A 12,786-nucleotide genomic window follows, 5' to 3' on the forward strand; every position below is an offset into this window, starting at 1 on the left:
GCCCGGTCGGTGCTACAGCAGCGCGATCACGAACACGGCGCCCGCCGCCAGCGTGACCGCGGCCGTGCCCAGTCGCAGCGCCAACGTCGGCACCGCGACGGCGACGCGCTCGAGCGCCTGGTACACGGCGAGCACAGCTGCGAGCGCGATCGTGACGTGGAAGAGCAGACCGAGTGCCACACCGGCGATGAACCCGGCCCGGTGGAAGCGGCCCCATGACAGGCCGAGCGCGAGCGGGATGGCGATCGCTCCTGCCGCGCCGGTGACGAGCTCGGCGCCGAAGCTGCGGTCGCCCATCCACGGCAACTCGTAGGTCAGCCACCACGCCCGGTCGAAGAGGTCGGCGGTCGCCACGTAGCCGAGCCAGGCGATCGAGGCCAGCGTCGCTGCCACGATGACCTGGTAGTACACGCGGACCGCGGCCCGTGACGACGTGCTGTCGCGCGCCCACATCGTGGCGAGGGTGACCGCGGTCCAGACGAGCCAGCGGCGGACCAACCCGGTGCCGGTGTCGGCCATGCCGTCGCGGAAGATGCGGTCGGCTTCGACCCGATCGATGGTGTGGCCCTCGGTGGAGATGTACGTCGGATCGTGCGGGTCACCGACGAGGCCGTCGTGGATCAGCGCAGCCGGCAGGTGCGCGCCGGTCTTGGGCACCAGCCACGTGAACAGCGCGGGGACCGACGTGAGGTCGGACGTGAACGAGGCGTACACCGGCGGCACGACGATCTCGCCGCAGTGGCGGTCGTCATAGGCGATCCGGCGGGTGAGCAGGAAGATCTCGTCGCCGTCGACGAGTCGCCGGTCGAGGCGGATCTGCAGCTCGGCCTCGCGGTTCGGCGGTTCACCGCCCTCGCCGTCGTCGTCGGCCGGTTCGCCGCCGTCGTAGAAGCGATGCCGCTGCGTCGGGACGATCTCGGGCAGCACGACAGTGATCATCTCACTCCGGTGACCATCCGTGCACCGAATCCGGCGTGCGCCGATGCTCACGAGGTGCCAGCCGGGGCCTGCGCGGCCCTGCGATGATGGGGCGCCGTGACCCGCCGACTCGCCTTCCTCGTCGTGGCCGTCCTCGCACTGTCGGCGTGCCGCCTCGACGTCTCGGTGTCGGTGGAGATGGAACCCGACGGCACCGGCGTGGTCACGGTCGTCGCCGTGGCGGACGACGAGCTGCTCGGGCAGGTGCCCGACCTGATCGACGATCTGCGACTCGACGATGCGATCGCGAACGGGTGGGTCGTCGACGGGCCGACGCTGGTCGAGGGCGGCGGCGCGACCATCACGCTCACCCACGAGTTCCGCTCGGCGGTCGAGCTCGCCAACGTGCTCAACAGCATCGGGCCACCGCTCGAGGGGATGGAGGCGGCTCGCACCGCCGACGCCGAGGGTCAGGTCACCAACGCGATCAACGGTGATCTCGTGCTCACGAACGGGTTCGAGACGTTCGCCGACGCCGACCTGCTGGCGGCCGTCGGCGGCCTGCCGTTCGGGGCCGAGATCGCCGCATCGGGTCTGACGCCGTCGCAGGCGATCTCGTTCACGTTCCGCATCGCCCTGCCCGGCGAGATCGTGTCGTCCGAGACGGGCACCGAGGTCGACGACGGCGTGATCGAGTGGGTGGCGCCGCTCGACGGCACCAGCGTCAACCTGCGCACCGACACGGTGCAGCGCCCGGCCGGCAGTGGCAACGCATGGGCGAGCCCGCTGGCGACGGTCGCCCTCGTGGCGCTGGTGGTCTGGCTCGTCGTCTCGGCGGCGTTCATCGCGTTCGTGGCGATCGCCCGCCGCAACAAGCGGATGCGCCGGCGGCGTGCCCTCGCCCGGCTCGGCGATCGCTGACGGCCCGCCGCCGGTCGACTCGGACGTACCCCTCGTCGCGTCGGGTGGCGGCGTGGAAGGCTGGACCGATGAGCGCCCCCGACAGCAGCGTGGTCGATTTCCACTTCGACGTGATGTGCCCGTTCGCCTACCAGACGTCGAAATGGCTCCGCGACGTCCGTGAGCAGACCGGCCTGACGATCAACTGGCGGTTCTTCAGTCTCGAGGAGATCAACCGGCAACCCGGCAAGAAGCATCCGTGGGAACGCGAGTGGTCGTACGGATGGTCGATGATGCGGATCGGTGCACGCCTGCGCGAGATCGGGATGGAGCACCTCGACGCGTGGTACGAGCGCGCCGGACGGGCCCTCCACGAGGACGGTCATCGCCCGCACGACCCCGACGTCGCCCGCCACCTGCTCGAGGAGCTCGGTCTCGACCCTGCGCTGGTCGACGAGGCGATCGGCGACCAGGCCACGCACGACGTCGTGCGGGCCGAGCACGACCGGGTCGTGGCGGCGGGCGGCTACGGCGTGCCGACCATGTTCTTCGGCGACCACTGCCTGTTCGGCCCGGTGCTGATCGACCCGCCGACGGGGGACGCGGCGCTGCGGCTCTGGCACGCGGTGACGGCATGGCTCGAGTTCCCCCACCTGTTCGAGCTGCAGCAGCCGAAGACCGACGCCCACCAGCAGGCGATCACCGAGAGCTTCCGCCCGTACCTCGACGCCCGCGACTGGGTCAGCATCAACCGCGGCAAGGTCGTCGAGTTCCCCACGACCTGACCGGGTGCAGTCGATCCCGGCCCGGCGACCCGGAGCGACAGGTTCGACCCACCGGCCGACCGCGTCGCGCCACGGAGGCGGGCCGAGCCCGAAGGGCTCGCAGCGTCGCAGCGAGGCGCAGACGGCGAGCACGGGAGGTGCAGCCAGACATCATGCCTCAGCCATCCGCGCCCGCCGGGGCGGGGAGGCGAGAGCGCAGCCCAGCGAGCACCGAGCCCGGCACGTCTTCGAGCACAGCAGGCCGATGTTGAACAGGAACGGGTTGGAGACCTTGCCGGCCTTGCGGTCCCACATCAGGACCGGAGCCATTGGCTCGGCCACCGTGCGCAGCCCCATCAGTTTCGCGCGTTGTACTCCGTGATCAGCGCGTTGGCCTGCGAGGCGGCGTTCGAGAGAGCGGCCTGGACGTCACCGCCGTCGAGGATCTCCGCCACGGCGCGGGCGGTGACGACGCGCACGTCGCGCTGCGGGCCGAGGATCGGCCCCTGGAGCGCCGGTTCGTCCGGCGAGCCGATCAATTGGTCGTAGGCGACGCGGAACCGCGGGTCGTCGACGTAGGTCGTGGCGACCGGCTCGACGTCGAGCGCATCGGTGCGCACCGGCACGTACCCCGTCTGCACGGCCCACTCCGACTGCGCCGCCGGCGAGACCAGGTAGGTGATGAAGTCCCAGGCAGCCGCCGCCGTCTCGTCGCCGTGATCGGCCACGACGTACAGCGCGGCACCGCCGACGAGGGCGGTCGGCGTGCCCGCTGGGCCGGGTAGCGGGCCGATGCCGATGTCGTCGCCGGTGATGTCGGGGATCAGCCCGCCGTCGATCACGTCGATGATCGTGCCGAGCGCCGCCGACGTGCCGATCGTCATCGCCGCCGGCTCGTCGGCATCCGCCAACTTCAGGAAGTTGTCCTGTCCGCTCGCGTTGCCGCCGACGTAGAACGCGAGGCCGTCCTGCACCAGCTGCTGCACGAACGTCAGCAGCTCGACGCCGGCCGGGCTGTCGTAGAGCACGCGGGTCGCCGGTGCGGCGCGGCCGTTGTCGTTGTCGGCGTAGAGCTCGCCGGCGTTCGCGAACCACTGCTCGATGAACCAGCCGCCGCCCGAGTCGGTGGCGCTGTCAATCGCGATCCCGTACGCGGCAGCTCCGGAATCGACGATCGCCTGCGAGTACGCCCGCAGCTCCTCGAGCGACTGCGGCGGATCGTCGGGGTCGAGCCCGGCCTCTCGGAACATCGACCGGTTGTAGTAGAGCACCGGGTTCGAGACGTTGAACGGCATCGCCCACTGCACGCCCGCCGTCGAGTACGCCTTGATCGTGGCCGGCTGGAACGTGCCGACGTCGAAGCCGGCAGCGTCGATGCAGGCCTCGATCGGAATCACGGACTCGGAGTCGATCGTCTGCTGCACGACGTACTCGGGGAACAGGACGAGGTCGGGCCGGCTGTCCTGCCCGGACTGCACGTACTTGTCGATCGTCGTGTCGTAGCTGCCCTGTGGCTCGAGCTGCACCCGCACGCGGGACTGGCTCGCGTTGTACTGGTCGGCGAGGAAGTTGATGCCGTCCTCGGTGGCGCCGGTGAGGCCGTGCCACATCAACACGTCGACCGGCCCATCGGCCCCCTCGAGCGCATCGACCGGGCAGGGCGGGAACTGGTCGAGCGGCGTCGAGATCGTGCTGGGCGGAGCCGTCGGCGCCGGTGCGGTCGTCGCCGGTGGCGCGCCGTCCGCGCCGTCGGTCGCGTCGGTCGCGGTCGTCGCCGCTCCGTCGTCGGTGGCGGGCTGCGTGGTGGGAGGCGGCGGCGTCGTGTCGGTCTCGAGTCCCGATTCCAGGATCGAATCGCCGCCGCCGCCGCAGGCTGCAGCCACGAGCGCCAGCGTGGCGGCGAGGAGGGCGGTCCGGCGCCTCATCCCTTCACCGCTCCGGCGGTCAGGCCGCGAACCAGTTGGCGCTGGAAGGCCAGCAACGCGGCGAAGATCGGCACGGCGGCGATGACGGTGCCGGCCATCAGGAGGTTGGGTTTGTCGAGCGTCGAGTTGCGCAGGAGGCGCAGGCCGGATTGGACCGTGTTCATGTCGGACTCCGTCGTGATGAGGTTCGGCCACAGATATTGATTCCAGCTCGAGAGGAAGCCGAACAGGGCCAAAGCTCCCACAGTCGGCCGGATCACGGGCAGCGCGACGTGCCAGAGGAACCGGAAGTGCCCGGCGCCGTCGATGCGGGCGGCGTCGCGCAGGTCGCGTGGGAAGCCGAGGAACACCTGTCGGAGGAGGAAGGTACCGAACGCCGTCGCCAGGAACGGCGCCGCCAGACCCTGGTACGAGTTCAGCCAGCCGAGGGAGTCGATCGTCCGGCGATTGACCACGAGGGTCGCCTCGAGCGGCACCAGCAGCGTCGCCAGGAACAGCAGGAACAGCAGCCCGCGGCCCGGGAACTCCAGCATAGCGAACGCGTACCCGGACATGACCGACGTGGCGACCTGGCACACGGTGACGACGATCGCGACGACGAGCGAGTTCAGGATGAAGCGCCCGAGCCGGCCGTCGGTCCAGGCCTCGCGCAGGATGTCGAGCGTGAACGCGTCCGGCACGAGCGGGTTCTGCAGCACGCGGTCGCCGGGCTTCAGCGAGGCGATCACCGTCGTGTACACGGGGAACAGCACGACGAAGGTCACCAACGACAGCAGGAGGTAGCGGCCGAGGAGACGCAGGCCACGCGGGCGGCCGAACGCAGGCCCCGAGAGCCGCCTCGCCGAGGGCACCGGCTGCGTTGCGTCGTCGACGCTCGTGAGTGCGGTCGGGTCAGTTGCCATAGTGCACCCGCTTCCCGATGCCGCGCAGTTGGAGGAGCGACAGACCGAGCAGCACGACGAAGAGCAGCACTGCGGTCGTCGCCTGGAGACCGACGTTGCCGCGGATGATCGAGTCCTGCCCGTACGTGAGATAGGTCAGCGTCATCGTCGAGTCGTAGGGCTTCGGGCCGCCGGACGTCAGCAAGTCGATCTCGCCGTAGGTCTGATACGCCCTCGTCGTCAGCACGATGACCACGAACAGCAGCGTCGGGCCGAGCATCGGCAGCGTCACGTGCCAGAAGCGCCGGGTGCTCGACGCGCCGTCGATCGCGGCGGCCTCGAACAGCTCGTCGGGGATCCCCTGCAGGCCGGCGGTGACGAGGATGAACGTGAAGCCGAGGCTCGACCACACGCTCGACAGCGCGACCGACGTGAGCGCGGTCCCCGGATCGCGGAGCAGGCCGGGGCTCTTGATCACCGGGAACAGGTCGCTCAGCCAACCCACGTTCGCGAGTGCGCCCACCTCGGGCTGGAGCAGGAACAGCCACATCAGGCTCGTGACGGCGACGGAGGTGGCGACGGTCGACGAGAACACGGCACGGAAGAACGCCATGCCGCGCAGGTGCTTGTCGGCCAGCACGGCGAGCCCTACCCCGAGGGCGAGGCCGAGCGGCACCGTGATCAGTGCGAACTTGGTCGTCACCCAGAGCGCGTGCTGGAACTCGGACGACATGAACGTGTCGGTGTACTGGTCCCAGCCGATCGACACGCAGTTGCGGCCCTGCACGTCGCACCGTTGCTGGCCCAGCCAGACCGCCCGTCCGAGGGGGTACAGCAGGAACGCACCGAGGATCACCATCGACGGGGAGAGCAACGCCAGTGCGGCGGGGAACTGCCTCCAACGCCGCCGCCGGGCCGAACGCGTTGCCATGCCCACAGGGTACGCCGCCGATGAGAACGGCTAGCGTCCGTCGGGTGAACGCCAACGTCGATCCCCCGTCGCCGTCCGAGCTCGATCCGCAACCCGTCGCCGACCAGCCGGGCGCCGATCGCGCCGTTCCGACCCCGTCCGCAGATGTGAGCTACGAGGACCCGGCGCTCGATCTCGCAGCGATCGAACGCGACCTGGCCGGTGTCGAGCGTGCGCTCGATCGCCTCGACGACGGCACCTACTGGACCGACGAGGTGACCGGCGCGCCCATCCCTGACACTGCCCTCGCCGACGACCCGGTCGCCCGACGTGCGCCATGAAGCGCGCTGCGTCCGCCGCAGCGCTGGCCGCCGTAGCGGCGGGGATCGGCGCCGCGTCGGCGCGGCGCAACACGCGTGACCCGCTGCCGGTGGCGAGCAAGCTGAGCCGTTCGGCGAAGGTCTGGAAGCTGTCGGCGCGCAACTCGGCCCGGTTCGCGATGGCGAAGGTGCGCGGCGTCGGGTCAGCCGCCGAACGGCGCGCCGAGCTCGATGCCCAGTTCGCGATCCGTACCGCCGAGGACGTCGCCAAGGAGCTCGGCGAGATGAAGGGCGTGCTGATGAAGGCCGGCCAGCTCATCAGCTTCATCTTCGAGGCGCTCCCCGACGATGCGCAGGCGGCGCTCGCCACGTTGCAGGCCGACGCGGCACCGATGTCGCCGACACTGGCCGCGCAGGTGGTCGAGGGCGAGCTCGGCAAGGCGCCCGAGCACGCGTTCCTCGACTGGTCCGACACGCCGGCGGCGGCGGCCAGCATCGGCCAGGTGCACCGCGCGGTCACGTCGCACGGCGTCGACGTCGCCGTGAAGGTGCAGTATCCGGGCGTCCACGAGGCGATCGAGCACGACCTCGACGCGGCCGAGGCGATGTACACGATGTTCTCGGCGATGATGCTCAAGGGCCTCGACGCCAAGGGACTGGTCGACGAGCTCCGGGACCGGATGCGCGAAGAGCTCGACTACCGGATCGAGGCCGACAACATCGCCGAGTTCGCCGAGCGGTTCGCCGGCCACCCGTGGGCGCGGCTGCCGCGGCTGGTGTCCGAGCTCTCGACCGAGAAGATCCTCACGACCGAATGGATCGACGGGCTGTCGTTCGACGACTTCCGCCACACGGCGAGCCACGACACCAAGCAGCGGGCGGCCGAGGTGATCTGGCGGTTCGCGCAGTACTCGATCCACCACCACGGCGCCTTCAACGGCGACCCGCACCCCGGCAACTACAAGTTCCACCACGACGGCAGCGTCACGTTCCTCGACTTCGGCCTGGTGAAGCGATGGTCGCCGGGCGAGTGGGAGCTCCTGCGTCCGAGCATCGACGCGATCATCATCCACCGCGACCCCGACCGGCTCGTCGACGCGATGGAGGCGAGCGGCTTCCTGCGCCCCGGCCACCAGCTCGACGCGGCGCACCTGTACGACTACGTCAGCAGCCCGTACGTGCCGTACCTGTCCGACGAGTTCACGTTCACCCGGCAGTGGATGGTCGACACGCTCGGCAAGATCTTCGACGTGCAGGGTCCGCACGCCGACGTGATCGAGTCGCTCAACATGCCGCCCTCGTTCGTGATCCTCGACCGGGTCGTCTGGGGCATGAGCGCGATCATGGGCAAGCTCGAGGCGCACGGCCCGTTCCGGGCGATGCTGCTCGAGTACGTCGCCGACGGCGAGCCCGCCACCGACCTCGGTGCGGCCGAAGCGGCGTGGCGGGCCGGCGCCCGATCGTGAGCGAGCACCTCGGCATCGTCGAGCTCGCCGACGTGTGCGAGCGGATGCGACGCCGGTGCCTCGACCTGTTCGAGACGCTCGGCGCCTGGGTGACGACGACGGACGACCCGGCGTTGCAGCGGCTGTTCGCGACGGCCGGTCATCGACACGCCTGGCACGCCGACCTCTGGTCGTCGCGCCGGCCTGCGGTCGCCGATCTCGGTCCCGGCGACGAGCCGACGCCGACCGCGCTGGCGCCGGCGACGCCACCGGCGGCGCGTGCGGACGCCTACCGGTCGGCGCTCGACGACCTCCGCGCCGACCTCGGCGACCTCGCCGCTCGCGCCGACCCCGACCTCGACCCGAGCACCCACCGCGTCGTCGACCTGGTCGCCGCCGACGTCGACGAGCTCGCCACCGCGCTCGGCTGAGGGGTCCGCCAGCGGCGAGATCAGCGGAAGCTGGCGAAGCTGCGCACGAGGGGCCGCTTCCAGCCGAGCCGGTCGACCATGCCGGATGGCGGCCAGTGGTCGTCGCGGCTGTACGCCCACCACTCGAACGGGTTCATGTAGTAGGCGCACGACTCGACGACCCGGCCGAACGGTTGGTCGCGGCGCGCCAGCAGCCAGACGAGTGCACCGGCGACGCCACCACCGACCATCCAACCGACGTAGAGCACCGGGTAGGCGGGCCCGAACGCCCGAGCTTGCCAGACGTGCACGTCCTCGTGGTCGGTCACCAGCTTCGCCCGGCGCGGTCGGGACAGATCGCCCGCGCCGGCGATGACGTTGCCGAGCGTGATCGCGAAGCCACGGCGCGGCTGGAACCCGCGGGTGTACACGTGACGGTTCCTGCGGCGGCTGAGAGGCTCGACGTAGCCGGCGTCACCACGCAGCGCTCCCAGCGCGTGCGAGACGAGGCCGGCGCTCGTCGTGGCCAGCGCCCAGGTGGAGTCGAGCGCGAACGCGCCGACCCCTCTCGACGATCCCCAGTCGTAGATCGCCCGCCACCCCGAGACCGCTCCGTTGGCCCCGGCGATCAGCGCCGCCGGCACGGCGACGCCGAACAGCGATCCGAACGCGCCGCCGAGTGCTGCGCCGGCTGCGGCCGTGGCAGCGGCTTCGGGCAGCCGGTTGTCGGTCACCCGCTCAGCGTTCGCGCAGCTTGGCCAGCAGACGGAGCAGCTCGAGGTACAGCCAGATGATCGTGACCAACAGCCCGAACGCGGCGTACCACTCGAACTTCTTGTCGAGCCCCTGCTTGGCGCCGCGTTCGATGAAGTCGAAGTCGAGCGCGAGGTTGAACGCAGCGAGGCCGGCGACGAGGATGCTGAAACCGATGCCGAGGAGGCTCGGGCTGCGCAGGAAGCTGACCGAGTCGGCGCCGGCGAACAGGCGGATCAGGAAGCTGACGCCGTAGAACACCATCACGCCGATGGTGGCGGTCACGACGATCCGCCGGAACCGCTCGGTGACCTTGATGATGCGGGTTCGGTACAGCACGAGCATCACCGCGAACACCGCGAGCGTGGCGCCGGCCGCCTGCACCACGATGCCGTCGTAGTAGGTCTCGTAGGCCTTCGAGATCGCCCCGACGAAGAACCCCTCCGCAACGGCGTACACGGGAGCGACGAACCGTGCGAGCTGCGGCCTGAACATCAACAGGAAGGTGAGGCCGATGCCGACGAACAGCCCGACCCACGCGAGCGTCGGGAACCCGCTGACCACGCTCTGCCCGTCGCCGACCTCGACGGTCTCGGTCTGCATCCAGCCGAACGTGGCGCTGACCAGCAGGAGCACGAGCAGGGTCGCGGTGGCGGAGATGACGCCGTTGACGGTCATCACCCGCGGCGTCCACGAGCTCACCGGGCCGTCGGTGACCGGCGGGAAGTAGTCGGTGCCGGGTTCGGGCGGCGCCCAGTTCATGGGCGCCTGCCGCATCGTCCGCTCGTTGAGCACCGGGTTGGCCATCGAATCCTCCTTGGAATCCTCGCCGGCCCGGCCCGCTGGTGGCGGGCGCGGCCGGGCGATCATGCTACCGGCGCCGCGGCGGTCCGGATCGGCGACCGACCGTGGGCAGCGATCACACCGCCAGATCACGAGGCGACGGCCATCTCCGGCAGCGATGGCGCGAGCCTCACCATTCCGAACACAGTTATCGGCACGGAAAGCCAGACGCCCTGGTTGCCCCACTTGACGTCCTCGGTATCGTTAGCACAACCCCAATGGCACCGGGTGGACCCCCGCCAAGCCGACCTACCAGGAGTTTTGCTGGTGGCTGGTTCGTCCGCCCACGACGGAGGGGCGCCAGCATCGCCGTCGGGCGTGACCAGACCAAGGGAGCCAACGTGGCCAAAGATCGCGTCGACCGTGACGACGAAGACCTCGTCCGCTTGTACCTCACCGACATCGGCCAGTACACGCTGCTCACCAAGGACGACGAGGTCCGTCTCGCGAAGGCGATCGAGGCCGGCAAAGAGGCGATCGAGGCGCTCGACGCCGGCGGCAAAGAGCTCACCGCCGCGAAGAAGCGCGAGCACCGCCGCACCGCCCGCAAGGGCGAGGAGGCCGAGCGCCAGTTCGTGCAGTCGAACCTGCGTCTCGTCGTGTCGATCGCCAAGAAGTACCAGGCATCCGGCCTGCCGCTGCTCGACCTCATCCAAGAGGGCAACCTCGGCCTGATGCACGCCGTCGAGAAGTTCGACTGGCGCAAGGGCTTCAAGTTCTCGACCTACGCCACGTGGTGGATCCGCCAGGCGATCACGCGTGGCATCGCCAACACGGGGCGCACGATCCGCCTCCCGGTGCATGCCGGCGACACGCTGGCCCGGCTGCAGAAGGCCCGCTCGCGCCTCGAGCTGAAGTACGGCCGCCCGGCCACGCTCGCCGAGCTGGCCAAGGAAGTCGAGATGCCCGAGGACAAGGTCACCGAGGCGCTGCGCTTCGCCGCCGAGCCGCTCTCGCTGTCCGAGCCGCTGCGTGAGGACGGCGACGCCGAGCTGGGCGACGTCGTCGAGGACCGCTCGGCCGAGTCGCCGTTCGAGGTGGCCGCCACCGCGCTGCTGCCCGAAGAGATCGCACGGCTGCTCGCCCCGCTCGACGAGCGCGAGCGCGAGATCCTCAAGCTCCGCTTCGGCCTCGACCGAGGCGAGCCGCGCACGCTCGAAGAGGTCGGCGAGCACTTCAACCTCACCCGCGAGCGCATCCGCCAGATCGAGGCGCGCGCGATGAGCAAGCTGCGTCACCCGAGCTCGGACACCGGCGCCCGCGACCTCCTCGCCGTCTGAGGCGGGCCGGTTGCCGGCGATCGCTGCGTTGCGGCTCGCCGCTCGTTGCCCAGGGGCAACTCGGGCTCGTCGCGCCTTGCGCTCACCGACCCCGGACCCGCCTCAGCGCCACGATTCCTCATCGGTTCCGACGGAGCCCTTCGACGCGATGAGGGTCGAGGTGAACTCGCGTCGCGACCAGGGGCGCCTTCGATGACGGCGCGGCGGGTCTCCGCTCCGGATGGCACCCCCTGGGTGGTTCGCCGCCGCTGGATCCCTCACCGCGAGGGCCGAGGTGTCACATCTCGCTTCCGGAAGCACCGCGAGCGACGGCGAGGAAGCAGGGACGACGGCAACCGCGTGCTCGACGGCGTCGAACTGCTCGACTTCAGTGGGGACATCGAGGCCGTCGCCATCGTCGTCGCGATCGTGGTGGCGATCATCCTGCTGTTCCTGTTCGGTTGGCCGCTCCTGCTCCTGGGCATCGACCTCGCCTGGCTGCTGATCGTCGGCATCTTCGGGGTGATCGGGCGGGTCGTCCTGCGGCGCCCGTGGCGGGTCGAGGCCACCTCGACCGACGAGCGGCGCGAGTGGTTCGTCCAGGGCTTCCGTGCGGCCGGCCGCCGGCGCGACGAGCTCGCGCGACAGTTCGAACACGGTCTGAATCCGGACGGAGGAAGTGCAACACTGAGCGGATGACGTTCGAGATCCGGCCGGCGCACCGCGAGGACGCCGACGGCATCACCGACGCCCAGGTCGCAGCCTGGCGAGCGGGCTACGCGCACGTCTTCCCCGAGTCGGTGCTGTACGCCGACGACTTCGACTCGACCCGCCGCGAGTTCTGGAACGCCTGGCGGTTCGCGCCCGGGCACCGCCTGTCGGTCGCCGTCGGCCCGAATGACGACGGTGCCGAACGGGTGCTCGGCTTCGCGTCCTACGGTCCCGAACGCGAGCGGGCCCGCGGGTTCACCGGCCGTGGCGAGGTCTGGGCGTTCTACGTGCAGCCCGATCTGTGGGGGACCGGCATCGCGTCGGCGCTGATGGACCACACCGAGACACGGCTGCGCGCCGAGGGGTTCGACGTCGCCGTGCTGTGGGTGCTCGACGACAACCCGCGCGGCCGCCGCTTCTACGAGAAGCACGGTTGGCAGGCGAGCGGCATCGAGGCCGACTTCGACGAGTACTGCGAGGTCAGGGTGCCCGAGGTCGAGTACCGCAAGCACCTCGCCTGAGCCTCTCCACGCCACGGCGGCGATCAGAGGTGCGCCCGCCCCAGCGAAGGGCTCAGACGGTGCTCCTGAGCAGGGCGCCCATGTCTGCGACCGAGGCGAGATCGACGAGCCGGTCACCCAGCGCCCCGGCTCGCTCCGCCCCGAGCACCGGGCCGACGAGCGCCTCGAACTTCGCGAGGAGCTTGGCGCCCTGGTCGGGCCTCCCCCTCCGGCGACCCCGCCGAGC

Annotated in this window: 15 protein-coding genes; 8 read left to right on the forward strand and 7 right to left on the reverse strand. The window is 70.4% G+C overall.

Features of this window, described 5'->3' with window-relative positions; genetic code table 11:
- Positions 1-12: 12 nt before the first annotated feature.
- Positions 13-939, reverse strand: coding sequence for a DUF1353 domain-containing protein (locus tag QNJ12_RS07060; protein ID WP_300620801.1), 927 nt, complete (start codon positions 937-939; stop codon positions 13-15).
- Positions 940-1,035: 96 nt separating this feature from the next.
- On the opposite strand from QNJ12_RS07060, the gene QNJ12_RS07065 reads away from it, so the two are divergent.
- Both QNJ12_RS07065 and QNJ12_RS07070 read left to right on the forward strand, forming a co-directional pair.
- The gene (locus tag QNJ12_RS07065; protein WP_300620803.1) at positions 1,036-1,839 is read left to right on the forward strand and encodes a hypothetical protein; all 804 of its coding nucleotides are present in this window, start codon (positions 1,036-1,038) and stop codon (positions 1,837-1,839) included.
- A 68-nt stretch (positions 1,840-1,907) separates the two neighbouring features.
- Entirely contained in the window at positions 1,908-2,603 is a 696-nt protein-coding gene (locus tag QNJ12_RS07070; protein ID WP_300620806.1) for a DsbA family protein, read from the forward strand.
- Between the two features lie 150 nt (positions 2,604-2,753).
- On the opposite strand, the gene QNJ12_RS07075 is transcribed toward QNJ12_RS07070, so the two are convergent.
- The 4 genes from QNJ12_RS07075 to QNJ12_RS07090 are packed head-to-tail and all read right to left on the reverse strand — an operon-like array spanning position 2,754 to position 6,319.
- On the reverse strand, positions 2,754-2,912 hold the full coding sequence (locus QNJ12_RS07075) for a hypothetical protein (RefSeq protein WP_300620808.1): 159 nt from the start codon (positions 2,910-2,912) through the stop codon (positions 2,754-2,756).
- Between the two features lie 26 nt (positions 2,913-2,938).
- A complete protein-coding gene (locus tag QNJ12_RS07080; RefSeq protein WP_300620810.1) occupies positions 2,939-4,507 on the reverse strand; it encodes an ABC transporter substrate-binding protein in 1,569 nt (522 codons plus the stop codon).
- A complete protein-coding gene (locus QNJ12_RS07085; RefSeq protein ID WP_300620813.1) occupies positions 4,504-5,409 on the reverse strand; it encodes a carbohydrate ABC transporter permease in 906 nt (301 codons plus the stop codon). Before QNJ12_RS07085 ends, QNJ12_RS07080 begins: the two co-directional genes overlap by 4 nt.
- Positions 5,399-6,319, reverse strand: coding sequence for a carbohydrate ABC transporter permease (locus QNJ12_RS07090; protein ID WP_300620815.1), 921 nt, complete (start codon positions 6,317-6,319; stop codon positions 5,399-5,401). The genes QNJ12_RS07085 and QNJ12_RS07090 overlap by 11 nt, the downstream gene beginning before the upstream one ends.
- Positions 6,320-6,363: 44 nt before the next feature.
- Here QNJ12_RS07090 and QNJ12_RS07095 point away from each other — a divergent pair, with 44 nt between their 5' ends.
- From QNJ12_RS07095 to QNJ12_RS07105, 3 genes are read left to right on the forward strand one after another with little or no spacing between them, the layout of a single operon-like run.
- A complete protein-coding gene (locus tag QNJ12_RS07095) occupies positions 6,364-6,639 on the forward strand; it encodes a hypothetical protein (RefSeq protein WP_300620817.1) in 276 nt (91 codons plus the stop codon).
- Positions 6,636-8,084 carry an AarF/ABC1/UbiB kinase family protein gene (locus QNJ12_RS07100; protein WP_300620820.1) on the forward strand — a complete coding sequence of 483 codons (1,449 nt, stop codon included), beginning with the start codon at positions 6,636-6,638 and terminating at the stop codon, positions 8,082-8,084. The genes QNJ12_RS07095 and QNJ12_RS07100 overlap by 4 nt, the downstream gene beginning before the upstream one ends.
- On the forward strand, positions 8,081-8,494 hold the full coding sequence (locus QNJ12_RS07105) for a hypothetical protein (protein ID WP_300620823.1): 414 nt from the start codon (positions 8,081-8,083) through the stop codon (positions 8,492-8,494). The genes QNJ12_RS07100 and QNJ12_RS07105 overlap by 4 nt, the downstream gene beginning before the upstream one ends.
- A gap of 20 nt (positions 8,495-8,514) precedes the next feature.
- Here the strand turns inward: QNJ12_RS07105 and QNJ12_RS07110 are convergent, their stop codons facing one another.
- Complete coding sequence (locus QNJ12_RS07110) at positions 8,515-9,207, reverse strand: hypothetical protein (RefSeq protein ID WP_300620825.1); 693 nt, start codon at positions 9,205-9,207, stop codon at positions 8,515-8,517.
- Between the two features lie 4 nt (positions 9,208-9,211).
- The gene (locus QNJ12_RS07115) at positions 9,212-10,033 is read right to left on the reverse strand and encodes a Bax inhibitor-1/YccA family protein (protein ID WP_300620828.1); all 822 of its coding nucleotides are present in this window, start codon (positions 10,031-10,033) and stop codon (positions 9,212-9,214) included.
- A 377-nt stretch (positions 10,034-10,410) separates the two neighbouring features.
- Here QNJ12_RS07115 and QNJ12_RS07120 point away from each other — a divergent pair, with 377 nt between their 5' ends.
- The 3 genes from QNJ12_RS07120 (at position 10,411) to QNJ12_RS07130 (ending at position 12,560) form a co-directional block, all read left to right on the forward strand.
- On the forward strand, positions 10,411-11,349 hold the full coding sequence (locus QNJ12_RS07120; RefSeq protein WP_300620830.1) for a sigma-70 family RNA polymerase sigma factor: 939 nt from the start codon (positions 10,411-10,413) through the stop codon (positions 11,347-11,349).
- A gap of 339 nt (positions 11,350-11,688) precedes the next feature.
- A complete protein-coding gene (locus QNJ12_RS07125) occupies positions 11,689-12,027 on the forward strand; it encodes a hypothetical protein (RefSeq protein ID WP_300620833.1) in 339 nt (112 codons plus the stop codon).
- Positions 12,024-12,560, forward strand: a complete 537-nt coding sequence (locus QNJ12_RS07130) for a GNAT family N-acetyltransferase (protein ID WP_300620836.1) — start codon at positions 12,024-12,026, stop codon at positions 12,558-12,560. The genes QNJ12_RS07125 and QNJ12_RS07130 overlap by 4 nt, the downstream gene beginning before the upstream one ends.
- The last annotated feature ends 226 nt before the right edge of the window (positions 12,561-12,786 follow it).

This window comes from Ilumatobacter sp. (assembly GCF_030065885.1).
Taxonomy (GTDB): domain Bacteria; phylum Actinomycetota; class Acidimicrobiia; order Acidimicrobiales; family Ilumatobacteraceae; genus Ilumatobacter.

Bases quoted from the DNA above. Each gene is read 5' to 3' on its own strand.
- QNJ12_RS07130 (WP_300620836.1), top strand. From the start codon at position 12,024: ATGACGTTCGAGATCCGGCCGGCGCACCGCGAGGACGCCGACGGCATC.
- QNJ12_RS07085 (WP_300620813.1), bottom strand. From the start codon at position 5,409: ATGGCAACTGACCCGACCGCACTCACGAGCGTCGACGACGCAACGCAG.
- QNJ12_RS07080 (WP_300620810.1), bottom strand. From the start codon at position 4,507: ATGAGGCGCCGGACCGCCCTCCTCGCCGCCACGCTGGCGCTCGTGGCT.
- QNJ12_RS07060 (WP_300620801.1), bottom strand. From the start codon at position 939: ATGATCACTGTCGTGCTGCCCGAGATCGTCCCGACGCAGCGGCATCGC.
- QNJ12_RS07075 (WP_300620808.1), bottom strand. From the start codon at position 2,912: ATGGCTCCGGTCCTGATGTGGGACCGCAAGGCCGGCAAGGTCTCCAAC.
- QNJ12_RS07115 (WP_300620828.1), bottom strand. From the start codon at position 10,033: ATGGCCAACCCGGTGCTCAACGAGCGGACGATGCGGCAGGCGCCCATG.
- QNJ12_RS07090 (WP_300620815.1), bottom strand. From the start codon at position 6,319: ATGGCAACGCGTTCGGCCCGGCGGCGGCGTTGGAGGCAGTTCCCCGCC.
- QNJ12_RS07100 (WP_300620820.1), top strand. From the start codon at position 6,636: ATGAAGCGCGCTGCGTCCGCCGCAGCGCTGGCCGCCGTAGCGGCGGGG.
- QNJ12_RS07070 (WP_300620806.1), top strand. From the start codon at position 1,908: ATGAGCGCCCCCGACAGCAGCGTGGTCGATTTCCACTTCGACGTGATG.